Here is a 23482-nt window from a genome sequence, read left to right as displayed (position 1 = left end):
AAATGGCACCGATGACGTCGCTGGACGAGGCCCGGGAACTGCTGCGGGAGTTCCCGGTCGTCGACGGGCACAACGACCTCCCCTGGGCGCTGCGCCAGCAGGTCCGCTACGACCTGGACGCGCGTGACATCGCCGGCCACCAGAACGCACACCTGCACACGGACCTGCCGCGGCTGCGCGAGGGCGGAGTCGGTGCGCAGTTCTGGTCGGTGTACGTCCGCTCGGACCTGGCGGGCGACGCCGCGGTCAGCGCGACGCTCGAACAGATCGACTGCGTACGGCAGTTGCTCGCGCGCTATCCCGCCGACCTGCGGGCCGCGCTGACGGCCGGTGACATGGAGGCGGCGCGGGGCGAAGGCCGTATCGCGTCGCTGATGGGCGCGGAGGGCGGCCACTCGATCGCCGACTCGCTGGCGACGCTGCGGGCGCTGTACGCGCTGGGCGTGCGCTACATGACCCTGACGCACAACGACAACATCGCCTGGGCGGACTCCGCGACGGACGAGCCGGGTGTGGGCGGCCTGTCGGCCTTCGGCCGTGAGGTGGTGCGAGAGATGAACCGCGAGGGCATGCTCGTGGATCTCTCGCACGTCGCGGCGACGACGATGCGGGACGCGCTGGACACGTCCGTCGCGCCCGTGCTCTTCTCCCACTCCTCCGCGCGCGCGGTGTGCGACCACCCGCGCAACATCCCGGACGACGTGCTGGAGCGCCTGCCGGGCAACGGTGGCGTGGCGATGGTGACGTTCGTGCCGAAGTTCGTGCTGCAGGCGGCCGTCGACTGGACGGCCGCGGCGGACGAGAACATGCGCGAGCACGGCTTCCACCCACTGGACACCACGTCGGAGGCGATGAAGGTCCACCGCGCCTTCGAGGAGTCGCATCCGCGCCCCGTCGCCACGGTGGCGACGGTCGCCGACCACCTGGACCACATGCGCGAGGTGGCCGGAATCGACCACATCGGCATCGGCGGCGACTACGACGGTACGGCCTTCACCCCGGACGGCCTGAACGACGTCTCGGGCTACCCGAACCTCATCGCCGAGCTCCTGGACCGCGGCTGGTCGACGTCCGACCTCGCCAAGCTGACCTGGCGGAACGCGGTACGGGTCCTCGGGGCGGCGGAGGACGTGGCACGCGACGAGCGGTCGCGCAGGGGCCCGTCGAACGCGACGCTGGAGCAACTGGACGGCCAGTAGCGGCTGTTGTCACGTGACGGGCCGACCGTCATGCGGCGGGGTGCCCCAGCAGCATGGTCGGTGCGCCCTGCACCCGGGTCAGGAACACCGTCGCCGCGTTCGGCCCCTGCGGCTTCACCCTGCGGCGCAGTTCCTCCGGCTCGACCGCCGAGCCGCGCTTCTTGACGGTCAGGATGCCGACCTCGCGCTCTCGCAGCAGCGACTTCAACTTCTTGACGCTGAAGTGCAGTTGGTCGGTGATCTCGTATGCGGTGGCGTACGGGGTGGGGCGCGCCTCGTCTGCCGTGACGTACGCGATCGTCGCGTCGAGCAGCCCTCCGCCGACCTCCTCGGCGACCTCCGCGACCAGGTGGGCCCGGATGACGGCGCCGTCCGGCTCGTACAGGTAGCGCCCCGGCGGCCGCACTTGAGGGTCGGGCAGTTGGCGGCCGGTGAGGCTGCGCGGGCCGGGCAGCAGCGTGGCGCGCACAAGGCCGGGCTCGGTACCGAACCACAGCACGGCCTCCTTCACATCGCCCGAATCCGACACCCATTCGGCCTCGGCCTCGCCCGGGATCGCCTCATGGGGGATGCCGGGCGCGATCTTCAGAGCGGCGTGGGGCGCCTCGAGAGCGGCGGCGACGGCCCAGGACAGGGGCGGCGAGTAGGCCTCCGGGTCGAAGATCCGGCCCCGCCCGCCGCGCCTGCCGGGGTCCACGAAGACGGCCTCGTACGAGGACGTGTCGACCTCCGTGACATCCGCCTCGCGCACCTCGATCAGGTCGGCGAGCCCGAGCGCCTCGGCGTTCGCACGCGCCACCGCACAGGTCAGCGGGTCGCGGTCGACGGCGAGGACGCGCACTCCCGCGCGGGCGAGCGCGATGGCGTCCCCGCCGATGCCACAGCACAGATCGGCGACGGACCGCACGCCGAGCCCGGCGAAACGCTCCGCCCGGTACGCCGCGACCGTCGCCCGGGTCGCCTGCTCGACCCCGTTCGCCGTGAAGAACATCCGGCCGGCATCCGCGCTCCCGAACTTCCCGGCCGCGCGCTGCCGCAACCGTGCCTGCCCCATCGCCGCGGACACGAGCTCAGCGGGGTGCTCACGCCGCAGCCGGGTGGCCACGGCCAGCTCCTGAGCCGCCTCGACCTCCCGCACCTCGTCGAGCAGAAACCGTCCACGGTCGGTGAGCAGAGCGGCGAAGGAGGCCAGCGGGTCGTGATCGTTCACCGCCCCATTGTGGGCCAGCCGGTGGACGGTGCGCGCCCGGCGGCGGTGTCGGCGGCTGTTTCCGCCCTTTCCGCCGTTTCCGCGACCGCTGGTACGGGAAGGGCACCGGGCGCGGCATGATCCGCCGCTTCATGCAGCCCTTCATGCAGCCGTCCACGGACAAGGGGGACGCGGTGGCGCGTCTGGAGGCCCACCGGTGAGGCCACGGTGGTGTGCGCCGGCCGTCGGCCTGCTCGCGTCCGCGCTGCTCGCCTCGGGCGCGGGCTGCGCCGGGCCCGTCGACCCGGTCGAACGGCCGGGCACGACGGAGGCACACAAGGGACACGGGCACGCCCCCAGCGCCGCCTCGTACCGCCGCTGGGGTCTCCCGTCCCCGCTCGCCCCGGCGCCGAAGCCGCCCGAGCGGCCCACCGTACGCACCGGCGCGAGGCCGGGCCCGCCACCCGTCGTCGACCGCATCCCCACCCGCGACAAGGTCGTCTTCCTGACCTTCGACGACGGGGCCGAGAAGGATCCGCGGTTCGTCGACATGGTCCGTGAACTGCGGCTGCCGGTCAGCATGTTCCTGACGGACAGCATCGTCGGACCGGGGTACGCGCACTTCGGACGGCTGCGGGCGGTCGGCGCGACCGTCCAGAACCACACCCTCGACCACCCCCGCCTGCCCGGCCTCCCGTACGCGGGCCAGCGCGCCGAGATCTGCGGCCAGCAGGAGAAGCTCAAGCAGCACTTCGGTATCCGTCCCCGGCTCTTCCGGCCGCCGTACGGCGCCTACAACGACGACACCCTGCGCGCCGCCGCCGACTGCGGAGTCGCGGCCGTCGTCCTGTGGCGTGCGTCCATGAACATCAACGACCTGAGCTATTTCGAGGGGAACCACCTGCGCCCCGGCGACATCGTCCTCGCCCACTTCCGGCGGCCGTCGGAACTGAACGGGGCGTCCCTCACGGAGATGACGACCCGGCTTCTGCGACGCATCCAGGAGCAGGGGTTCACGGTGGCGCGGCTGGAGGACTATCTCTAGGGCTCACCCATCTCCAGGGCTCACCCACCGGCGCGGCCAGGACGACGCCGAAGGCCGGCACGGGGGTCTGGGGGCGGAGTCCCCGGGAGACGGCGACACCAACTCCGGGGTGCCCTAAAACCGGCGCCGCGCCGGAGGTAATTGGCACTCCGCTTGACCGAGTGCTAATCACGGTCATAGTCTCTGGTCTGGCACTCCCCACTGGAGAGTGCCAACAAGCGACGGGCAGGTCCGGCACCCGCGACGACGGATCGACCTGGTCGCCACCTCAGACAGTTAACCCCGTGAGATCTCCGAAGGGGGAGGTCGGATCGTGACGACCGCCAGCTCCAAGGTTGCCATCAAGCCGCTCGAGGACCGCATCGTGGTCCAGCCGCTGGACGCCGAGCAGACCACGGCCTCTGGCCTGGTCATCCCGGACACCGCGAAGGAGAAGCCCCAGGAGGGCGTCGTCCTTGCCGTGGGCCCGGGCCGGTTCGAGAACGGCGAGCGCCTGCCGCTCGACGTGAAGACCGGCGATGTCGTGCTGTACAGCAAGTACGGCGGCACCGAGGTGAAGTACAGCGGCGAGGAGTACCTCGTCCTCTCGGCTCGCGACGTGCTCGCGATTGTCGAGAAGTAATTCACCGAAGCAGATTGCTTTTGCTTTGAGCTGCGCCCCTGGCCCCCGCGACCTTATGAAGCCGGGCGCCCGGGGCGCTGTTCGTGTTCCCGCGATGGCGGTCGTTTCAGGAAGCGGCCGAGGATCGCAACGAGAGGACTGAAACGCTCCTATGGCGAAGATCCTGAAGTTCGACGAGGACGCCCGTCGCGCCCTCGAGCGCGGCGTCAACAAGCTTGCCGACACGGTCAAGGTGACGATCGGCCCCAAGGGCCGCAACGTCGTCATCGACAAGAAGTTCGGCGCTCCCACCATCACCAACGACGGTGTCACCATCGCCCGCGAGGTCGAGGTCGACGACCCGTACGAGAACCTCGGTGTCCAGCTGGTGAAGGAGGTGGCGACCAAGACCAACGACATCGCGGGTGACGGTACGACCACCGCCACCGTGCTCGCCCAGGCGCTCGTGCGCGAGGGCCTGCGGAACGTCGCCGCGGGTGCCTCCCCGGCGCTGCTGAAGAAGGGCATCGACGCGGCCGTCGCCGCGATCTCCGAGGACCTTCTCGCCACCGCGCGCCCGATCGACGAGAAGTCCGACATCGCCGCCGTCGCCGGTCTGTCCGCCCAGGACCCGCAGGTCGGCGAGCTCATCGCCGAGGCGATGGACAAGGTCGGCAAGGACGGTGTCATCACCGTCGAGGAGTCCAACACCTTCGGTCTGGAGCTGGACTTCACCGAGGGCATGGCCTTCGACAAGGGCTACCTGTCGCCGTACTTCGTGACGGACCAGGAGCGCATGGAGGCCGTCCTCGAGGACCCGTACATCCTCATCCACCAGGGCAAGATCTCCTCCATCCAGGACATGCTGCCGCTGCTGGAGAAGGTCATCCAGGCGGGTGCCTCCAAGCCGCTGCTGATCATCGCCGAGGACGTCGAGGGCGAGGCCCTGTCCACCCTCGTCGTCAACAAGATCCGCGGCACCTTCAACGCGGTGGCCGTCAAGGCCCCCGGCTTCGGTGACCGCCGCAAGGCCATGCTCGGCGACATCGCCACCCTCACCGGTGCCACCGTCATCGCCGAGGAGGTCGGCCTCAAGCTCGACCAGGCCGGCCTGGACGTGCTGGGCACCGCCCGCCGTGTGACCGTCACCAAGGACGACACGACGATCGTCGACGGCGGTGGCAACAGCACCGACGTCGCCGGCCGCGTCGCCCAGATCAAGGCCGAGATCGAGACCACCGACTCCGACTGGGACCGCGAGAAGCTCCAGGAGCGCCTCGCGAAGCTGGCCGGCGGCGTGTGCGTGATCCGTGTCGGCGCCGCCACCGAGGTGGAGCTGAAGGAGAAGAAGCACCGTCTGGAGGACGCCATCTCCGCGACCCGCGCCGCGGTCGAGGAAGGCATCGTCTCCGGTGGTGGCTCGGCTCTCGTCCACGCGGCGAAGGTCCTGGAGGGCTCCCTGGGCAAGGAGGGCGACGAGGCCACCGGTGTGGCCGTCGTCCGCCGCGCCGTCGTCGAGCCGCTGCGCTGGATCGCCGAGAACGCGGGCCTCGAGGGCTATGTCATCACCTCGAAGGTCGCCGAGCTCGACAAGGGCCAGGGCTTCAACGCCGCGACCGGCGAGTACGGCGACCTGGTGAAGCAGGGTGTCATCGACCCGGTCAAGGTCACCCGCTCCGCCCTGGAGAACGCCGCCTCCATCGCCTCCCTGCTCCTCACGACCGAGACCCTGGTCGTCGAGAAGCCGGCCGAGGAGGAGCCGGAGGCCGGCGGCCACAGCCACGGGCACGCCCACTGAGCCGCTGAGCTGAGCTGAACTGAGCCGAACCGAAGGTCCGGTGCCCGTCGGGGCACCGGACCTTCGCGTTGTCCGCGGCCCAGCCGCGGATCGCCACCGCCGTATGCGGACGCCCACAGCACGGCCGCGCAGGCCAGACCCACCGCGGCCCGGACGGCTTCCGCCGAGGATGGCCGAGGGCACGGCCGATTCTCCGAAGGCGAGGTAAGGCGGCGGGGGCCCGGTACGCGCACGGGCGCACCGGGCCCTCGACGGGCTGCGGACCTGGATCTCCTGGCTGTGGTGACTAGATCTCGTACTGGTCGAGCACACCGAGCTGGGTCATCAGCCCCAGCCGGTCGTACTGCCACCAGCCCTCGGCGATCTTGCCGTCCTCCTGGCACCGGAAGATGGTCACGCCGGTCATGGTGACCTGCTTGCCGGTCGCCGGAATCCCGAGGAAGTCGCCCTTGTGGGTGCCGTTCCAGGTCCAGCGCGTACAGACCTGGTCGCCCTGGGCGATCTGGTCCTCGACGGTGAACGCGAAGTCGAACGCCCCGCGCCACATCTCCATCTCGCGCCGGATCGCGTCCAGGCCGAGGACGTCCTGCTCGTTGGCGGGATCGTGGTCGTGGTAGTTCTCCGCCATCAGGTCGTTGAGCGGAGGCAGTTGGCCCTTGGTGGCTGTCACCTCGAAGAGCCTGCGGACATTGGCCGCGTACAGCTGCTCGTCCCGCACCACGTCCAGGTCCGTGAAGGTCGGCATCTCGTCGCAGAGCGCCACCATCTCCCGGAAGACCTCGTCCGTCTCGGGGAGATTCGAGTTCCGCATCGCGTCCTCGTACGACGGGAACTCGACGATCTCGATGATGTGCGCCGAGTCGGACCGGTCCTTGCCGATCAGGCTGTGCGTCGCCGTCCGCTTACCCTTGGTCCGTTCGACCCACGTGTCCATGAGCCGATTCATCTCGTCGAACCGACTGGTCTTGCAGTCGATCAGTTGCACAAATGTCATGACGACGCCTCCGGTCCTCCGGGATTCGGTCGAATGCCTCCATTTTAGTGAAAATCGCCTAATGTGCCCGAGTTGAACAAGTAGTTGAATAGGCGACGTTGAACGAGCGACTCCTGCCGAGACCCGCTCCAGCGGCCTGTCTACTGCGACCCGGTGCGACCCGGTTTTCCTGCGCCCCGGTTCTACTGCGGCCCGTACTTCCGGCCGGTCTTCGTGCTGATCCCTCCGAGCAGAGCCCGCGGGGTCACCTTCACGATCCCCATGAGGGCCTTGTACCGCGGGTCCGGAATGGAGAGCGACTTGCCGCGGGCCAGATCCGCGAGGGCCGCCGTGACCAGTTTGTCGGCGTCGAGCCACATCCACTTGGGGATGTTGTCCGTGCCCATCCCGGCCCGCTGGTGGAACTCGGTACGCACGAAGCCGGGGCACAGGGCCATCAGGCGGACTCCGGACCCGGCCAGGTCCTTCGCCGCACCCTGCGTGAACTGCACGACCCACGCCTTCGACGCGCCGTAGGTACCGCGCGGCACGAATGCGGCGACCGACGCGACATTGACGACACCCCCGCGGCCGCGGTCCCGCATGGACTCCGTCGCCGCCGAGGTCAGCCGGAGCACCGCCTCGCAGTGCACCTTGAGCATCTTCAGCTCGTCCGCCATCGGTACGTCCAGGTAGCGGCCCTTGTTGCCGAAGCCGGCGTTGTTGATCAGCAGGTCGACCGGGTTCTTCCGGTCCGCGAGGCGGGTGGTCACCGCCTCGATGCCGTCGTCCTCCGCCAGGTCCGCCGTCAGCACCTCCGCCTCGATGCCGTGCCGGTCGTGCAGCTCGGTCGCCTGTTCGGCGAGCCGCTTGGTGTCACGCGCCACCAGGACGAGGTTGTGGCCGTCGGAGGCCAGGCGCCGTGCGAAGGCGGCGCCGATGCCTGCCGTCGATCCCGTAATCAGAGCCGTTGTCATGGGCCAAGGTTATTGACTGGCCCTTCGCGCGAGAGCACCGGATTCCCTGCTTCCACCTCTGACGGAACCGACCGTTCCGTCAGGCCGAACCGTCGGTTCCGTCAGGCCGAACCGACGGTTCGTCGCCGGCGGGCCTCCAGTCCGTCAGCTCTGCCGCGCCACATACGCACGCGCCTTCTCCAGCGCCTCCGGATGCAGCGCGTCACCCGCCGCGAACAGTCGTGGCAGCAGTTCCCGCTCCGTCGTGACCGCACGGAACTGCAGCGCGACGGTCACCTCGTGGTCCGGCCGGTGCACGATCCGGATCGGGTCCCCGGCCCGTATCTCCCCGGGCGTGATCACCCGCAGATACGCGCCTGGCGCCCCCTTGTGCGTGAACCTCTTGACCCACCCCTTCTCCCCGAGGTGGCCCTGGAAGGTGCGGCAGGGAATCCGCCCGCTGGTGACCTCGAGCACGACCTCGGAACCGATCCGCCAGCGCTCCCCGATCTTCGCTCCGGACACGTCGAGTCCCTCCGTCGTGAGGTTCTCGCCGAACGCGCCACCGGCCAGCGGCCGCCCCAACTCGCGTTCCCAGTCGTCGAGGTCCTCGCGCGCGAAGGCGTACACGGCCTGGTCGTTCCCGCCGTGATGCCGCGTCTCGCACACCGCGTCCCCGGCCACACCGCTGGCGCCGACCCCCTTGGGCCCGGGCGCCGCCACCCGCACCGGCCCGTCCGCCGGTCGCTTGTCTATCCCCGTTACGCCGTCCGGGTGATCCGTGTACTCGACGAACGTGGGCCGGCCCAGATTCAGTGACAGAAGCTTCATATCGGCACGCTAGAGGACTCAGGGTCAAAGGCACGACGCAATATTCATCGCCGCACCCAAGCCTCGCTTATGATCAAGCGGTGATCGAGGCCCGTCATCTCCGTGTGCTGCGCGCCGTGGCCGCCACCGGCTCCTTCTCCGCGGCCGGCCGTGAGCTGGGCTGCACTCAGCCCGCTGTCAGCCAGCAGATGAAGGCCCTCGAAGCCTCCGTCGGCACACCACTGGTGGTCCGCGCCGGCAGGGAGATGCGTCTGACACAGGCCGGTGAGGCGCTCGTACGGCACGCCGCGGGCATCATCGCCGGCCTCACCGCCGCCGAGGAGGAGGTCGCCGCGATCGCGGGGCTGCGCGCGGGCCGTGTCCGCCTGGTCTCGTTCCCCAGCGGAAGCTCCACGCTCGTACCGACCGCGCTCGCGGCCCTGCGCGCCGCGCACCCCGGCACCCGGGTCTCCCTGGAGGAGGCCGAACCGCCGAAGTCCGTCGAAATGCTCCGCGAGGGTGACTGCGACGTGGCTCTCGCCTTCCGGTACGAGGGTGCGGCGGACGAGGGGGAGTGGGCGGATCTGGTAGTACGTCCGCTGCTCATGGACCGGCTCGTCGGACTCGTGCCCGAGGGGCACCGGCTGGCCCGTGCGGAATCGGTCGCCATCGGCGAACTCGCCGGAGAACCATGGATCGCGGGCTGCCCCCGCTGTCGCGGCCAGCTGGTGGAGGTCTGTGAGGCCGCGGGTTTCACGCCCCGCATCGATTTCGCGACCGACGACTATCCGGCGGTGGTCGGGCTGGTCGGGGCAGGCCTCGGTGTCGCCGTCCTGCCGGAGCTCGCCATCGAGTCCGTACGCCCCAAGCGGGCCCGCACGGTGACGGTGGATCCGGCGGTCCGGCGGGAGATCGTCGCGCTCACGCTGCCGGACCTGGCCCAGGTGCCGGCGGTGGCGGCCACGCTGAACCAGCTGGCCCGGGCCGCGACGCGCTGAGAACGGCGTCGTCCGGGCCTCTTGAAGAAACGTTCCTTCAGTTAGTCGGCGAAGTGTTTCCGTTGGATGCCGACGTCGAGACCAGGCGGTGGCGTGCGCGCCCCATGAGCTCTTCTCGCTCGTCCTCGGTCAGCCCGCCCCACACCCCGTACGGCTCGCGTACCGACAGTGCGTGGGCGGCGCACTCCGCGCGTACCGGGCATCTCATGCAGACCTCTTTGGCCGAGTTCTCGCGAGCACTCCGCGCCGCACCGCGCTCGCCCTCCGGGTGGAAGAAGAGCGAGCTGTCGACTCCGCGGCAGGCCGCAAGGAGCTGCCAGTCCCACAGATCCGCGTTCGGTCCGGGAAGGCGGGAGAAATCTGCCATTGCGTTGTCCCCTTGTTGCCGTTCTGTGCGGATACCTGCTCATGACCGTACAACGACGATCTAAGGAGATGAAAATATGACTCATTGCGAATCTATCTACAGACACCAACGAATGGGAAGAAAACCGGCTAAATGGGGCACGGCATGTGATGAAACCTTGTGGGTCCGTCGCGGGCATCTGCACCGTGTCCGCGCCCTCACGTAGAGTGCCGAAGATGGCTCGCGGCCCCGTAACTCTTTCGAGTGACCGTCGTTGAGAGTGCGAGGCGGTTGAAGGAACAAGCGCTCGGGAGACGGCAGTGTCCGTCGGCGAGTGTCGACCGCACAGGTGACGATTTCGTACCAGCCTGGAGGCTCAAGGTGACGCGCATCAGCTGGGGAGGGCGGCCATGACATCCGTCCTCGTCTGCGACGACTCCCCGCTTGCCCGAGAGGCGCTCCGCCGCGCGGTCGCGACCGTGCCCGGCGTCGAGCGCGTGACGACGGCGGCCAACGGCGAGGAAGTCCTCCGCCGCTGGGGCGCCGACCGCTCGGACCTGATTCTGATGGACGTACGCATGCCCGGTCTGGGTGGCGTGGAGACGGTCCGGCGGCTGCTGTCCGCCGACCCCGGTGCGCGCATCATCATGCTCACCGTCGCCGAGGACCTGGACGGCGTGGCGCTCGCCGTGGCCGCAGGGGCCCGCGGCTATCTGCACAAGGACGCCTCGCGCGCGGAGCTGCGGGCGACCGTGACCCAGGCGCTCGCCGACCCGACGTGGCGGCTCGCCCCGCGCAGACTGAGGTCGGCCGAGATGGGCGCAGCCCCCACGCTCACAGCGCGTGAGATTCAGGTCCTGGAGGGCATGAGCCACGGCAGGTCGAACGCGGAGATCGGCCGTGAGCTGTTCCTCTCCGAGGACACCGTGAAGACCCACGCGCGGCGTCTCTTCAAGAAACTCGGCGCCTCGGACCGCGCACACGCGGTGGCGCTCGGCTTCCGGTGGGGCCTGGTCCGCTAGGTGAGCGAGCCGTCGCGGGGACACGGCCATCCCCGCCCGCCGCACGGCGGGTGGGGCCGGGCCGGAGGGGGATCGAAGTCTGCTGCTCGGGTGCCCGATGCCCGTTTCCCGGCTGATGCCGCATCCTTGAGGTGTGGAGTTCCTCGGGGACGAGTCGGTCGAGCGGGAGGGGAGGGCGCAGGAGATGAGTTCCGGCGCACCTGCTCATAACGCTTCGGTGCACAACTACGGACGCGGTGCCACGGATCGGAAGACGCCAGGGCACCATGGATCGATGCGCGACGACGAGACGACGGTGATCGGTGCGCTCGTCCATCGTGCTGTCGACGGCGACGAGCAGGCGACGCACGACCTGCTCGCGCATGTTCACCCTCTCGCGCTGCGCTATTGCCGCACCCGGCTGTCGAGACTTCCGGGTGACGCGCGGCACTTCGTGGAGGACCTGGCACAGGAGGTCTGCGTGGCGGTGCTCCTCGCGCTGCCGCGCTACAAAGACACGGGGCGGCCCTTCGAGGCCTTCGTCTTCGCTATCGCCGCGCACAAGGTCGCCGATCTGCAGCGCGCCGCGATGCGCCACCCGGGCTCGACGGCCGTGCCGTCGGACGAGATGCCCGAGCGCCCCGACGACTCCCTCGGCCCCGAGGAGCGCGCTCTCCTCAGCAGCGACGCCGAGTGGGCCAAGAAGCTCCTCGCCAACCTCCCGGAGAACCAGCGCGAGCTGCTCCTCCTGAGGATCGCGGTGGGCCTCACGGCGGAGGAGACGGGCCAGATGCTGGGAATGTCACCCGGCGCGGTGCGCGTGGCCCAGCACCGGGCGCTGAGCCGGTTGAGGGCGCTGGCCGAGCAGTAGACCGGAACTGCCGTACGCCCGCGGATGCGCGGGCGGGACCGCAAGACCGTGCCTCTCGGCCAGGTGCGCACGGGATGAACGGGGAGGTCACCCCACCCGTAGATACCTACGAAGCCGCAGGGCGGCCCGGAGCGTGGAATCAGAGACCCCTGCTTCCCGTTAGCATGGACATCCGCACCGATCAAGGCCATTGGGGAAGGTGTCATGACTGCCAACGTCGACGGAGTGCCCGAGAAATTCGCGACACTCGGGCTGACCTACGACGATGTGCTGCTCCTGCCGGGCGCGTCGGAGGTTCTTCCGAACGCGGTCGACACCTCGTCCCGCATCTCCCGCAACGTGCGCGTGAACATTCCGCTGCTCTCGGCGGCGATGGACAAGGTGACCGAGTCCCGCATGGCGATCGCCATGGCGCGGCAGGGCGGCGTCGGCGTACTCCACCGAAATCTGTCCATCGAGGACCAGGTCAACCAGGTCGACCTGGTGAAGCGCTCCGAATCCGGGATGGTCACCGACCCGATCACGGTGCACCCGGACGCGACGCTGGCCGAGGCCGACGCCCTGTGCGCCAAGTTCCGCATCAGCGGTGTCCCGGTCACCGACGGCAACGGCAAGCTGCTCGGCATCGTCACCAACCGCGACATGGCGTTCGAGACCGATCGCAACCGTCAGGTGCGCGAGGTCATGACGCCCATGCCGCTGGTGACGGGCAAGGTCGGCATCTCCGGGGTCGACGCCATGGAGCTGCTGCGCCGCCACAAGATCGAGAAGCTTCCCCTGGTCGACGACGCGGGCATCCTCAGGGGCCTCATCACGGTCAAGGACTTCGTGAAGGCCGAGAAGTACCCGAGCGCCGCGAAGGACGCCGAGGGCCGGCTGCTCGTCGGCGCCGCCGTGGGCGCCAGCCCCGAGGCCCTCGAGCGGGCTCAGGCGCTCGCCGAGGCCGGCGCGGACTTCCTGATCGTCGACACCTCCCACGGACACAACAGCAACGCCCTCAACTGGATGGCCAAGATCAAGTCGAGCGTGAGCGTCGACGTGATCGGCGGCAACGTCGCCACCCGGGACGGCGCCCAGGCCCTGATCGACGCCGGCGTCGACGGCGTCAAGGTGGGTGTGGGACCGGGCTCGATCTGTACCACCCGAGTGGTCGCCGGTATCGGTGTTCCGCAGGTCACCGCCATCTACGAGGCAGCTCTCGCGGCCCGCGCCGCGGGCGTCCCGGTGATCGGCGACGGCGGTCTGCAGTACTCCGGCGACATCGGCAAGGCCCTGGCCGCCGGTGCCGACACGGTCATGCTCGGCAGCCTGCTCGCGGGTTGCGAGGAGTCGCCCGGCGAGCTGCTCTTCATCAACGGCAAGCAGTTCAAGTCGTACCGCGGCATGGGTTCCCTCGGCGCCATGCAGTCCCGGGGCCAGGGCAGGTCGTACTCGAAGGACCGCTACTTCCAGGCCGACGTCGCCTCCGACGACAAGCTGGTGCCGGAAGGCATCGAGGGGCAGGTGCCCTACCGCGGCCCGCTGGCCAACGTGCTGCACCAGCTCGTCGGCGGTCTCCGCCAGACCATGGGCTACGTGGGCGCCGCCACGGTCGACGAGATGGAGTCGAAGGGCCGGTTCGTACGGATCACCTCGGCGGGCCTGAAGGAGAGCCACCCGCACGACATCCAGATGACGGTCGAGGCACCGAACTACAGCCGCGGCCAGTAGTCGCGCGACGTCGTGAACGGCCCGTACGCGCGCGTGCGGCACGTCCGAGGGCGGTCCCGGAGGCTCCGGGACCGCCCTTGCCGTGGGTGTCGGGGATACTGGACGGTGCTGAAACGCAGAGGGAAAGGCCACACACGTGACTGAGATCGAGATCGGGCGCGGCAAGCGCGGCCGCCGGGCGTACGCCTTCGACGACATCGCCGTCGTCCCCAGCCGCCGTACGCGAGACCCGAAGGAGGTCTCGATCGCCTGGCAGATCGACGCCTACCGCTTCGAGCTGCCCTTCCTGGCCGCTCCCATGGACTCGGTCGTCTCGCCGGCCACCGCGATCCGCATCGGCGAGCTCGGCGGCCTCGGCGTACTGAACCTCGAAGGGTTGTGGACGCGGTACGAGGACCCCCAGCCGCTCCTCGACGAGATCGCCGCGCTGGACGCCGAGACCGCGACCCGCCGCCTCCAGGAGATCTACACGGCTCCCATCAAGGAGGAGCTGATCGGGCAGCGCATCAAGGAGGTGCGCGACTCGGGCGTGGTCACCGCGGCCGCGCTCTCGCCACAGCGCACGGCCCAGTTCTCCAAGGCCGTCGTGGACGCGGGCGTCGACATCTTCGTGATCCGCGGCACGACGGTGTCGGCCGAGCACGTGTCGGGCGCCTCCGAGCCGCTGAACCTGAAGCAGTTCATCTACGAGCTGGACGTCCCGGTCATCGTCGGCGGCTGCGCCACGTACACGGCGGCGCTGCACCTGATGCGTACGGGCGCGGCCGGCGTCCTGGTCGGCTTCGGCGGCGGCGCCGCGCACACCACGCGCAACGTGCTCGGCATCCAGGTGCCCATGGCGACGGCGGTCGCCGATGTCGCGGGCGCGCGCCGTGACTACATGGACGAGTCCGGCGGCCGGTACGTGCACGTGATCGCGGACGGCGGTGTCGGCTGGTCCGGCGACATCCCGAAGGCCATCGCCTGCGGCGCCGACTCCGTGATGATGGGCTCCCCGCTCGCGCGCGCCACGGACGCGCCCGGCAAGGGCAACCACTGGGGCATGGAGGCCGTCAACGACGAACTGCCGCGCGGCAAGAAGGTCGACCTCGGCACGGTCGGCACCATCGAGGAGGTCCTCACCGGCCCCTCGCACACCCCGGACGGCTCGATGAACTTCTTCGGTGCACTGCGGCGGGCCATGGCCACGACCGGGTACAGCGAGCTGAAGGAGTTCCAGCGGGTCGAGGTGACGGTGGCGGACTCGCAGCACAAGAGGTAGGCCTTACGGCAACAAGGGGCCCGGACCTGGGTGGTCCGGGCCCCTTCGTGTGTCCAAGTGGGGCTGATGGGGCGCGTTTTGCAGTAAGGGGGCGCACGGTTGTCTTCGGGGCGAATGCGCATCTAATAGCCGCATCGGGGCGATAGTGTCCGTGTTTGGCGCCCCAGTTGTGTGGGGCGCCCCCTTCCAAGGACGACGTTCCGGACCCCGGCCCTCGGGGCCCGGCCCGAACTCCAACGTGCCGCCTACCGGGTCAATGGGTGGTGTCGTGGAAGGGGGCGCCCATGGGCCGCCACCGCAAGCCCACCCGCTGGGACCGGATCCGTCTGTGGATGGTGAAGTGCCGGAGGAGGTGGATCTTGCGGATGTACGGACGGTGAGCGGCCGCCCCTATACACAGTAGGGGCGGACACCCGTAACCCGTCAGGAGCCTGCCGCAGTACCCCCTGCGGTGGGCTCCATCTTTTTGTACGGTACCGGATCCGCCATCGGGCGGCTTGACGCCGGGGAGGTGGATCTTGCCGATTTTCGGATGGTGAGCGGCCACCCCCACAAGGACTAGAGGTGGACACTCCGTTCACTATTCAGGAGCCTGCCGCAGTGCCTGCCGCGGTGGGCCCCACCTGCCCACACGCTAGCGGCGCAGCCGCCCCACCCGCCACCAGCCCCAGAGGCACAACCACCCGCACGCGCCCCCCTCACAACCGATGCGCCGCCCCCGTGGGCGTAGCCCCCCGCGTGTCGAACAACAGCTGCGCCTTCACCGACAGCCCCTGCAGGTCGTACGTCCGGTGGTGCTGAAGCAGGATCGTCAGGTCCGCGTCGGCCGCGGCCTCGTACAGGGAGTCCGCGCGCGGGACCGGGCGGTCCAGGACGCTCCAGGACGGTACGTACGGGTCGTGGTAGCTGATGGCCGCGCCCAGTTCCAGCAGCCGGAGCGCGATCTCGTGGGCGGGGGAGCCCTGTTGGTCTGCGTGGTCCGGCTTGTACGTCACGCCGAGGAGCAGAACGCGTGCGCCGCGGGCGGATTTGCCGTGCTCGTTGAGGAGCGCGGCCGCGCGCTGGATGACGTACTGGGGCATGTGGTGGTTGACCTGCTGGGCCAGTTCGACCATGCGCAGGGAGCGGGCTCTGGGGCCCGCGAGGTCGCGTGGGACGGCGTGACCGCCCACCCCGGGGCCGGGGCGGAAGCCCTGGAAGCCGAACGGTTTGGTCTCGGCGCAGCGGATGACGTCCCACAGGTCGACGCCCAAGTCATGGCAGAGGACGGCCATTTCGTTGACCAGGGCGATGTTGACGTGCCGGTAGTTGGTCTCCAGGAGCTGCACGGTTTCCGCTTCGCGTGGTCCACGCGCGCGTACCACCTTGTCGGTGAGGCGGCCGTAGAAGGCGGCGGCCGACTCGGTGCAGGCGGGCGTGAGGCCGCCGATGACCTTCGGGATGTTGGCGGGGGTGTGGTCGCGGTTGCCCGGGTCGACACGGCTGGGCGAGTACGCGAGGTGGAAGTCGCGGCCGGCGCTCAGCCCGGAACCCTCTTCGAGGAGGGGACGGAGGAATTCCTCCGTGGTCCCCGGGTATACGGGTGACTCCAGGATCACGGTGGTGTGCGGGCGCAGCCGTGCGGCCAGGGCGCGGGCGGCGGTGGCCACGTGGCCGAGGTCGAGCGTGCCGTCCGCACCGAGGGGGGTGGGCGCGCAGATGACGGCGGTTCGTACGCGGCCGAGCTCCGCGGGGTTGGTGGTGAGCCGGAAGCCTCCCGACAGCATCCGGCGCAGGTCGGCGGCGGACAGGGGTGCGGGGTCGCCGCTCTGGTAACCGAGCGTGGGGATGCCGGCGGTGACGGCGGCCTGTGCCAGGGGCAGGCCGAGCTGGCCGAGGCCGATGACGGCGAGATCTGCGGGCATGGCGGTGGGCCGTCCTTCCCAATAGCCGAGGTGGGGCGGGGGCGCAAGCCCTGTGGACAGAACGGGCGAGCGCAATGTCAGACTAGGAGTAAATATGACCGATTTACGGGATTGCTCGGCCGTGATTCCTTGCGCGTCGCCGAGCGTTGTCCACAGGCTGGCCGTGGGTGGTGGCCGATGGTGGGCAACCCGGCGAGAATTCGGGCATGGGGGATGTGAGCCGGCATTGCCGCACGGCGAGACCAGCGCGACAGACAGCGGGAGGCAGCGGTGAGGACAGCGACACTGGGACCGGCCGAGCGTGCCGAGTCCCTCGCGGGAATGGCCGAGCGCGAGCTGGATGTACTGGTCGTGGGTGCGGGGGTGGTCGGCGCGGGCACCGCGCTGGACGCCGCGACGCGCGGCCTGTCCACCGGTCTGGTGGAGGCGCGTGACTGGGCGTCGGGCACGTCGAGCCGGTCGAGCAAGCTGATCCACGGCGGTCTGCGGTATCTGGAGATGCTCGACTTCGCGCTGGTACGCGAGGCGTTGAAGGAGCGCGGGCTGTTGCTGGAGCGGCTGGCACCGCACCTCGTGAAGCCCGTCCCGTTCCTGTATCCACTGCAGCACAAGGGCTGGGAGCGGCTGTACGCGGGATCGGGCGTCGCGCTCTACGACGGTATGTCGATGGCGCGCGGCCATGGACGCGGACTGCCCATGCACCGCCATCTGACGCGTCGCCACGCCCTGCGCGTCGCCCCTTGTTTGAAGAAGGAAGCGCTGGTCGGGGCGTTGCAGTACTACGACGCGCAGATGGACGACGCCCGTTATGTGGCGACGCTGGTGCGTACGGCGGCGGCGTACGGCGCGAAGGCCGCCAACCGCGCGCGCGTGACCGGCTTCCTGCGCGAGGGCGAGCGGGTCGTCGGCGCCAGGGTGCAGGACGTGGAAGCGGGCGGGGAGTACGAGATCCACGCCAAGCAGGTCGTCAACGCGACGGGGGTGTGGACGGACGACACCCAGGCGATGGTGGGGGAGCGGGGGCAGTTCCACGTCCGGGCGTCCAAGGGAATCCACCTGGTCGTACCGAAGGACCGGATCCACTCGACGACGGGGCTGATCCTGCGGACCGAGAAGTCCGTGCTGTTCGTGATCCCATGGGGGCGCCATTGGATCGTGGGCACCACGGACACCGACTGGGACCTCGACAAGGCGCACCCGGCGGCGTCCAGCGCGGACATCGACTATCTCCTGGAGCACGTCAACTCTGTGCTGGCGGTGCCCCTTTCCCGGGACGACGTGCAGGGCGTGTACGCGGGGCTGCGGCCGCTGCTGCGCGGGGAGTCGGAAGCCACCAGCAAGCTGTCGCGCGAGCACACCGTGGCGCATCCGGTGCCGGGACTCGTCGTCGTGGCGGGCGGCAAGTACACGACCTACCGCGTGATGGCCAAGGACGCCGTGGACGAGGCGGTGCACGGCCTCGACCAGCGCGTCGCCGAGTGCGTCACCGAGGACATCCCGCTCATCGGCGCCGAGGGCTACCGGGCGCTGTGGAACGCGCGAGCGCGGATCGCCGCGCGGACCGGGCTCCATGTGGTGCGCGTGGAGCATCTGCTGAACAGGTACGGGTCGATGGCCGAGGAACTGCTCGATCTCATCGCCGCGGACGCCAGGCTGGGCGAACCGTTGCCGGCTGCCGAGGACTATCTGCGCGCCGAGATCGTGTACGCCGCCTCGCACGAGGGGGCACGGCATCTGGACGACGTGCTGACACGGCGGACGCGCATCTCGATCGAGACGTTCGACCGTGGGACACGCAGTGCGCGGGAGGCGGCGGAGTTGATGGCGCCGGTGCTCGGCTGGGACAAGGACCAGATCGAGCGCGAGGTGCAGCACTACGAGAAGCGGGTGGAGGCGGAGCGCGAGTCGCAGCGGCAGCCGGACGACCTGACGGCGGACGCGGCGCGGCTGGGTGCGCCGGACATAGCCCCGTTGTAGGCGGCTCCGGGGCGCCGCGGGTGGGCGAACGTCCCTCCACATCCCTCGAAACGTCACTCGAACGGGTGTCGTGAGCTGGGATCTCTGCTCGGAACAGGCTCGTTCTAAGAGGTGAGAGGGCAGAACTCGGCAGCGAGCAGGGCGGGTTCGAGGCGGGGATCTGCTATCTCGTCCGTGTTCACGCGGAAGGTGACGACGCGACGGCCGTCGCGAGTGGCCGCGGTCCGGACGTAGCTGCCGGATATGCGGCCGTCGTGGCCCCACACCGTCGTGCCGCACGGGAGCTTCACGGGGTAGAGGCCCATGCCGTACGAGCCATGTGCGGTGCCGGTGTCGAGCATCTCGCGCAGTTGACGTGGCGGCAGCAGGTCGCCGCGGAGCAGGGCCGCGTAGAAGCGGTTCAGGTCCGTGAGCGTGGTGATCAGCTCGCCCGCCGCGCCGGCCACGCGGGGGTCCAGTTCGGTCACGTCGGAACCGTTGGTGGCGTACGCACGGCCGTGCGGGTCGGGCAGCGAGCGACGGCTGCCCGGGAAGGAGGTGCCAGTCAGACGGAGAGGGGTGACTATGCGCCGCTCGGCCTCGGCGGCGTACGAGTGACCCGTGACCTGCTCGACGACCATGCCGAGCAAAACGTAGTTGGTGTTGGAGTAGGCGAAGCGGCCTCGGTCGGCCGGAGGGCGGGTGAGCGCGATGCGTACGGCCTGAAGGGGCGTCAGGGAGACGGCGCCCTTGGTGATGGTGGTGAAGTCGGCTATGCCGCTGGTGTGCGTGAGCAGGGCGCGCAGGGTCAGGGCACGACCGTCGTTGCCCGCGCCGCGCACCAGGCCCGGCAGGTGGGCGTCCACCGAGTCCGACAGGGACAGGCGGTGTTCGGCGGCCAGTTGCAGGACGAGCGTCGCGATGAAGGTCTTGGTGATGCTGCCGGCGCGGAAATGATCTGCGGCGCGGATGGCGGTGCTGGGCTGGGGCTCGGGGTGGTCTGCGGGGCGGCCGGTCTCGGTGCCGGCTGCGGTTCGGCTGGGGGTGCGGTTCGTGGTGCGGTTCTGAGGGCCGTCCGTGGTGGGGGTCGGCGTGTCGGCCGCGGTGCCGTTGGGAGTGCGGTTCGGGGGGCCGTCAGTGGTACGGCCGTTGGTGCCGGTGCCGGTGGAAGTGCTGTCCGCTGAAAGGGGGGCTTCCATATGGGCGAAGTGGGTGCCGGTTTCCTCGCGGGCCATCAGGGCGGCGGCCGGGGCCCTGCCCCGGGTGACGAGTTGTGCGAGGGCGGTGTCCGAGGCCGGGGGAGTGGGGGCCGATGAGGCGGTCGGCACCAGGCCGAGAAGGGCCACGGATACAGGAATGACCAGTAGTGTCCTGGTTGGCGGCATCACGGTCCTTCCTGTCACGGCCCATCATGCGGTACGGCTCGTTCCGGTTGACGGGCGGTCCCCGGGGCGGCGACGGCTCGGGGGCGGGGTGCTTCCGGAGAGAGAGGACCACCCTGGGGCATGGACCGGTCCCGGGGTGAGGGACAATGGAGGCTCTGTCGGGGCGGGTTGCATGAGGGGACGCATGTCGGAGGCGGAGCGGAGCGGGGCATCCCGTCAGGGAAAGAGCGAACGTCTGCTCGCCGGGCGGTACCGGCTGGGAGAAGTCCTCGGCCGCGGCGGCATGGGCACCGTGTGGCGGGCCAAGGACGAGACGCTGGGCCGGACGGTCGCCGTCAAGGAACTGCGGTTCCCGTCGAGCATCGACGACGAGGAGAAGCGGCGGCTGATCACGCGCACCCTGCGTGAGGCCAAAGCGATCGCGCGGATCCGTAACAACGGCGCGGTGACGGTCTACGACGTGGTCGACGAGGACAACCGGCCATGGATCGTTATGGAGCTCATCGAGGGCAAGTCCCTCGCCGAGGCGATCCGTGAGGACGGGCTGCTCACACCGAAGCGCGCGGCCGAGGTCGGGCTCGCCGTCCTCGACGTGCTGCGTGCGGCGCACCGTGAGGGCATTCTGCACCGTGACGTGAAGCCGTCGAACGTGCTCATCTCCGAGGACGGCCGGGTCGTGCTCACCGACTTCGGCATCGCGCAGGTCGAAGGTGACCCGTCCATCACGTCGACGGGCATGCTCGTCGGCGCGCCCTCCTACATCTCCCCCGAGCGGGCGCGAGGCCACAAGCCGGGGCCGGCGGCCGACCTGTGGTCCCTCGGTGGACTGCTGTACGCGTCGGTGGAGGGCGTGCCCCCGTACGACAAAGGGTCTGCCATCACGACGCTCACCGCGGTGATGACGGAGCCACTGGAACAGCCCAAGAACGCCGGGCCGTTGGAGCCGGTCATCTACGGGCTGCTCGTCAAGGACCCCGAGCAGCGGCTCGACGAAGCGGGTGCGCGGGCGATGCTCAGCGAGGTGATCCACGCCCCCGAGCCCAAGGAGACCGAGCCGGAACCGGCCGAAGCGACGAAGGTCGTGCCGTTGCCGGAGGTGCCGGACGCGCCGGATGCCCCTTCGAAGAAGGGCAAGGCGAGCAGATCGAGCAAGAAGGGCGAGGAGGCGGCGGAGCGGCTGCGCGGGGCGTTCCGGTCCGTGCGGAAGGGCGCTGCCGAGGCGGCGGCGGGAGCGGCCACAGCGGTCGCCGGGGCCCGCGGGAAGACCTCCGGCGGTTCCGGCTCGACCGGCTCTTCAGGCCCGACAGGATCTTCCGGTTCCTCCGCCCCTGCCGACACCGGTACTTCCAGCTCCTCCGCCTCTTCTGGTGAGGGTGCGGCCACGGCTTCCCGGAGCGACGGGGCTTCCCGGAGCGGCGTGGCTTCCGAGAGTGCGGTTTCCCCGGAGAAGGCTGCCTCGGGGACAGCGGCCGCGGATACGGCCGCCTCGGGTGCGGAGGCGGCCGCCGGGAAGAAGGCCGGGGCATCCGCAGGAGTTTCTGGCGGCGCCACGGCCGGGTTGAACTCCGACGCGGCCGGCGGAACTTCAGGGACGGGCGGCGGTACACCGCCGCGCAAGCCGCCGGGAGCGCAGCTCACCGACGTGGTGCCGCGGCGGGCGTTGGTGATCGCCGCGGTGGTCGTGGTGCTCGCCGTGCTCGGTACGGTCCTCGCGGTCACGTGGGGTGACGATGACGACCCCGGAGCGTCGGGCAACAAGAGCGGTGCCACGAGTTCCGCGTCCGGCGGGGCGGAGGCGGGGAGCGGACCCAAGCAGGACGAGAGCAGCGGCACCGGCTCCGACGGCAGTGAGAAGACGGACCCCGCCACCGGGGGCGCGTCCACGGGGAGCACGCCGAGCGCGAGTGCGTCGAGCGGGTCGGACGACGACAGCGGCGACGGTGCGGACGACGGCGCCGTGTCGACGTACAAGGGGAGCCAGGGCTTCTCGATCGGGCTGCCGAAGGGGTGGAAGTACCAGTCCACGGACGTGGCCGGGGCCAGGTTCACCGGTCCTGACGGGCAGAAGCTGCTGGTCGCGTGGACGACCAGGCCCCCGAGTGACCCGGTGGCGGACTGGAACAAGCAAGAGGGGTTCATGCGGCGGGCGCAGTACGAGCGGATCCGCATCGAGAAGGTGGGCTACCGCGGCTGGAACACGGCCGACTGGGAGTTCACCTACGTCGAGGGCGGGACGAAGTACCGGTCGATCGACCGTGGGTTCCGCGTCAACGACCACCTCGGGCATGCGCTCATGTACACCGCGAAGGCTTCGGAGTGGCGCAGCGACCTTCGCAGAGACACGTGGCGGACGCTGACCAAGACGTTCCAACCCAAGTCCTGACGTTCAAACCCAAGCCCTGAGGGATATGAGGGAAACGGAAGTCTTGAGATCTCGCATCCCCTCACTCCGGGTTGCCTCCGGCACGTATCGTGAGTGGTTGCGGACCGTACGGAGCCATATCGGCAGCCACAACGGGACGCGTGACGAGCGGAATTGACCGACCTGGCCGGCCGGGGGAGGCATCGTGGACGAATATGCGGGACGGGTACTCGCCGACCGCTACCGCCTGCCGCTGCCGCCCACGGACGAGTACGAACTCGCCGAGACCCGCGCCTTCGACACCTACAGCGGGCAGGAAGTCCTGGTCAGGCAGGTGCCGTTGCCCGAAATCGTCGAGGCGGAGGTGCTCGACGCGGACGGGTTGCCCGACGGGTTCGTGGCGCGGGACGCCGGGGTGCGGCGGGCCTCCGCGGGGACCACGCGGCGCCCCACCGAGCCTGCCGTGCGCCGGGCGATCGAGGCGGCGCAGGCAGCCGCCCAGATACCCGACCATCCCCGGCTCGACCAGGTCTTCGACGTGTTCGCCGAGGGCGGGTCGCTGTGGATAGTCAGTGAGCTGGTGGCCGCGCGGCCGCTGGCGGCGCTGCTCGCGGAGCGTCCGCTGAGTCCGTACCGGGCCGCCGAGGTCGCCGCCGACGTCCTGACCGCATTGCGGGTACTGCACGCCCATGGGTGGGTGCACCGGAACATCACCGCCCGTACGGTGCTGGTCTGCGACGACGGACGTGTGATGCTGACGGGGCTCGCGGCCGGGGCGGCCGAGGAGGCGCTGTGCGGGTATGACCCGGTGCCGGCTGCCGAGGGTGTGGGCGGTGAGGAAGGACCAGCGGTGTCCAGCCCCGACCCCAACTCCCTTTCCTCTCCCCCCTCCCCTTCCGGCTCCGGTTCGGGTTCCGGTTCAAGTTCCCCAAGGTCAGGCGCGCGTTCCGGGCTGGGCGCCGTCGAGGCGGTGCCGGGAGGCGGTGCGGCTGCGGCACCTGTGGCGCCCGTGACGCAGCCCTCGGCCGCGGGGCGGCGGGCGTTGGAGTCCGGCAACGACGTCAGGGCCGCGCGGGCCGGGGCCATCGCGGCCTATCGCGCCGGTGCGCGGGCCGCG

General features: G+C 70.0%; 19 protein-coding genes. 12 read left to right on the top strand and 7 right to left on the bottom strand.

Annotated elements, in window-relative coordinates; all coding sequences use genetic code 11:
- Positions 1-11 precede the first annotated feature (11 nt).
- On the top strand, positions 12-1199 hold the full coding sequence (locus tag FE633_RS33690; protein ID WP_171060223.1) for a dipeptidase: 1188 nt from the start codon (positions 12-14) through the stop codon (positions 1197-1199).
- Positions 1200-1227: 28 nt separating this feature from the next.
- Here FE633_RS33690 and FE633_RS33685 read toward each other — a convergent pair whose 3' ends face one another.
- Positions 1228-2409, bottom strand: a complete 1182-nt coding sequence (locus FE633_RS33685) for a class I SAM-dependent methyltransferase (protein WP_171060222.1) — start codon at positions 2407-2409, stop codon at positions 1228-1230.
- 196 nt (positions 2410-2605) lie between these two features.
- Between FE633_RS33685 and FE633_RS33680 the strand changes: the two genes are divergently transcribed.
- The 3 genes from FE633_RS33680 (at position 2606) to groL (ending at position 5832) form a co-directional block, all read left to right on the top strand.
- Complete coding sequence (locus tag FE633_RS33680) at positions 2606-3433, top strand: polysaccharide deacetylase family protein (RefSeq protein ID WP_138048967.1); 828 nt, start codon at positions 2606-2608, stop codon at positions 3431-3433.
- Positions 3434-3746: 313 nt separating this feature from the next.
- Complete coding sequence (gene groES / locus FE633_RS33675) at positions 3747-4055, top strand: co-chaperone GroES (protein ID WP_119103562.1); 309 nt, start codon at positions 3747-3749, stop codon at positions 4053-4055.
- Between the two features lie 151 nt (positions 4056-4206).
- Positions 4207-5832, top strand: a complete 1626-nt coding sequence (gene groL / locus FE633_RS33670) for a chaperonin GroEL (RefSeq protein ID WP_119103563.1) — start codon at positions 4207-4209, stop codon at positions 5830-5832.
- A gap of 286 nt (positions 5833-6118) precedes the next feature.
- On the opposite strand, the gene FE633_RS33665 is transcribed toward groL, so the two are convergent.
- From FE633_RS33665 to FE633_RS33655, 3 genes are all read right to left on the bottom strand, one after another.
- Complete coding sequence (locus FE633_RS33665) at positions 6119-6826, bottom strand: ester cyclase (protein ID WP_138048966.1); 708 nt, start codon at positions 6824-6826, stop codon at positions 6119-6121.
- A 182-nt stretch (positions 6827-7008) separates the two neighbouring features.
- Positions 7009-7782, bottom strand: coding sequence for an SDR family NAD(P)-dependent oxidoreductase (locus FE633_RS33660; protein WP_138048965.1), 774 nt, complete (start codon positions 7780-7782; stop codon positions 7009-7011).
- 144 nt (positions 7783-7926) lie between these two features.
- Positions 7927-8592, bottom strand: coding sequence for an MOSC domain-containing protein (locus FE633_RS33655; RefSeq protein WP_138048964.1), 666 nt, complete (start codon positions 8590-8592; stop codon positions 7927-7929).
- An 80-nt stretch (positions 8593-8672) separates the two neighbouring features.
- Here FE633_RS33655 and FE633_RS33650 point away from each other — a divergent pair, with 80 nt between their 5' ends.
- Positions 8673-9569 (top strand): LysR family transcriptional regulator, encoded by an 897-nt coding sequence (locus FE633_RS33650; protein ID WP_138048963.1) that lies wholly within the window; start codon positions 8673-8675, stop codon positions 9567-9569.
- 37 nt (positions 9570-9606) lie between these two features.
- Here FE633_RS33650 and FE633_RS33645 read toward each other — a convergent pair whose 3' ends face one another.
- Positions 9607-9936 carry a WhiB family transcriptional regulator gene (locus FE633_RS33645; RefSeq protein WP_138048962.1) on the bottom strand — a complete coding sequence of 110 codons (330 nt, stop codon included), beginning with the start codon at positions 9934-9936 and terminating at the stop codon, positions 9607-9609.
- Positions 9937-10325: 389 nt separating this feature from the next.
- Between FE633_RS33645 and FE633_RS33640 the strand changes: the two genes are divergently transcribed.
- From FE633_RS33640 to FE633_RS33625, 4 genes are all read left to right on the top strand, one after another.
- Positions 10326-10937 carry a response regulator transcription factor gene (locus tag FE633_RS33640; RefSeq protein ID WP_003948568.1) on the top strand — a complete coding sequence of 204 codons (612 nt, stop codon included), beginning with the start codon at positions 10326-10328 and terminating at the stop codon, positions 10935-10937.
- A 274-nt stretch (positions 10938-11211) separates the two neighbouring features.
- Positions 11212-11787 (top strand): sigma-70 family RNA polymerase sigma factor, encoded by a 576-nt coding sequence (locus FE633_RS33635; protein ID WP_060901477.1) that lies wholly within the window; start codon positions 11212-11214, stop codon positions 11785-11787.
- 204 nt (positions 11788-11991) lie between these two features.
- Complete coding sequence (gene guaB, locus FE633_RS33630) at positions 11992-13497, top strand: IMP dehydrogenase (RefSeq protein WP_138048961.1); 1506 nt, start codon at positions 11992-11994, stop codon at positions 13495-13497.
- 136 nt (positions 13498-13633) lie between these two features.
- Positions 13634-14758: a GuaB3 family IMP dehydrogenase-related protein gene (locus FE633_RS33625; RefSeq protein ID WP_138048960.1), complete on the top strand. Its 1125-nt coding sequence runs from the start codon at positions 13634-13636 to the stop codon at positions 14756-14758.
- A gap of 698 nt (positions 14759-15456) precedes the next feature.
- Here the strand turns inward: FE633_RS33625 and FE633_RS33620 are convergent.
- On the bottom strand, positions 15457-16662 hold the full coding sequence (locus tag FE633_RS33620; protein WP_138048959.1) for a nucleotide sugar dehydrogenase: 1206 nt from the start codon (positions 16660-16662) through the stop codon (positions 15457-15459).
- 270 nt (positions 16663-16932) lie between these two features.
- Between FE633_RS33620 and FE633_RS33615 the strand changes: the two genes are divergently transcribed.
- Positions 16933-18639, top strand: coding sequence for a glycerol-3-phosphate dehydrogenase/oxidase (locus FE633_RS33615; RefSeq protein WP_138048958.1), 1707 nt, complete (start codon positions 16933-16935; stop codon positions 18637-18639).
- A 104-nt stretch (positions 18640-18743) separates the two neighbouring features.
- On the opposite strand, the gene FE633_RS33610 is transcribed toward FE633_RS33615, so the two are convergent.
- On the bottom strand, positions 18744-20003 hold the full coding sequence (locus FE633_RS33610) for a serine hydrolase domain-containing protein (RefSeq protein ID WP_138048957.1): 1260 nt from the start codon (positions 20001-20003) through the stop codon (positions 18744-18746).
- A 184-nt stretch (positions 20004-20187) separates the two neighbouring features.
- Between FE633_RS33610 and FE633_RS33605 the strand changes: the two genes are divergently transcribed.
- Positions 20188-22386: a serine/threonine-protein kinase gene (locus FE633_RS33605; protein WP_138048956.1), complete on the top strand. Its 2199-nt coding sequence runs from the start codon at positions 20188-20190 to the stop codon at positions 22384-22386.
- 184 nt (positions 22387-22570) lie between these two features.
- A partial coding sequence (locus tag FE633_RS33600) for a protein kinase (RefSeq protein WP_171060221.1) occupies positions 22571-23482 on the top strand: 912 nt, incomplete at its 3' end.

Source organism: Streptomyces montanus (assembly GCF_005786655.1).
GTDB classification, from domain to species: domain Bacteria; phylum Actinomycetota; class Actinomycetes; order Streptomycetales; family Streptomycetaceae; genus Streptomyces; species Streptomyces sporangiiformans.
The sequence above is the reverse complement of the archived record's forward strand: the minus strand, read 5'-3'. Positions and strand labels throughout refer to the sequence as shown.

Bases quoted from the DNA above. Each gene is read 5' to 3' on its own strand.
- FE633_RS33690 (WP_171060223.1), top strand. From the start codon at position 12: ATGACGTCGCTGGACGAGGCCCGGGAACTGCTGCGGGAGTTCCCGGTC.
- groL (WP_119103563.1), top strand. From the start codon at position 4,207: ATGGCGAAGATCCTGAAGTTCGACGAGGACGCCCGTCGCGCCCTCGAG.
- FE633_RS33665 (WP_138048966.1), bottom strand. From the start codon at position 6,826: ATGACATTTGTGCAACTGATCGACTGCAAGACCAGTCGGTTCGACGAG.
- FE633_RS33660 (WP_138048965.1), bottom strand. From the start codon at position 7,782: ATGACAACGGCTCTGATTACGGGATCGACGGCAGGCATCGGCGCCGCC.
- FE633_RS33655 (WP_138048964.1), bottom strand. From the start codon at position 8,592: ATGAAGCTTCTGTCACTGAATCTGGGCCGGCCCACGTTCGTCGAGTAC.
- FE633_RS33645 (WP_138048962.1), bottom strand. From the start codon at position 9,936: ATGGCAGATTTCTCCCGCCTTCCCGGACCGAACGCGGATCTGTGGGAC.
- FE633_RS33640 (WP_003948568.1), top strand. From the start codon at position 10,326: ATGACATCCGTCCTCGTCTGCGACGACTCCCCGCTTGCCCGAGAGGCG.
- FE633_RS33635 (WP_060901477.1), top strand. From the start codon at position 11,212: ATGCGCGACGACGAGACGACGGTGATCGGTGCGCTCGTCCATCGTGCT.
- guaB (WP_138048961.1), top strand. From the start codon at position 11,992: ATGACTGCCAACGTCGACGGAGTGCCCGAGAAATTCGCGACACTCGGG.
- FE633_RS33620 (WP_138048959.1), bottom strand. From the start codon at position 16,662: ATGCCCGCAGATCTCGCCGTCATCGGCCTCGGCCAGCTCGGCCTGCCC.
- FE633_RS33610 (WP_138048957.1), bottom strand. From the start codon at position 20,003: ATGCCGCCAACCAGGACACTACTGGTCATTCCTGTATCCGTGGCCCTT.
- FE633_RS33605 (WP_138048956.1), top strand. From the start codon at position 20,188: ATGTCGGAGGCGGAGCGGAGCGGGGCATCCCGTCAGGGAAAGAGCGAA.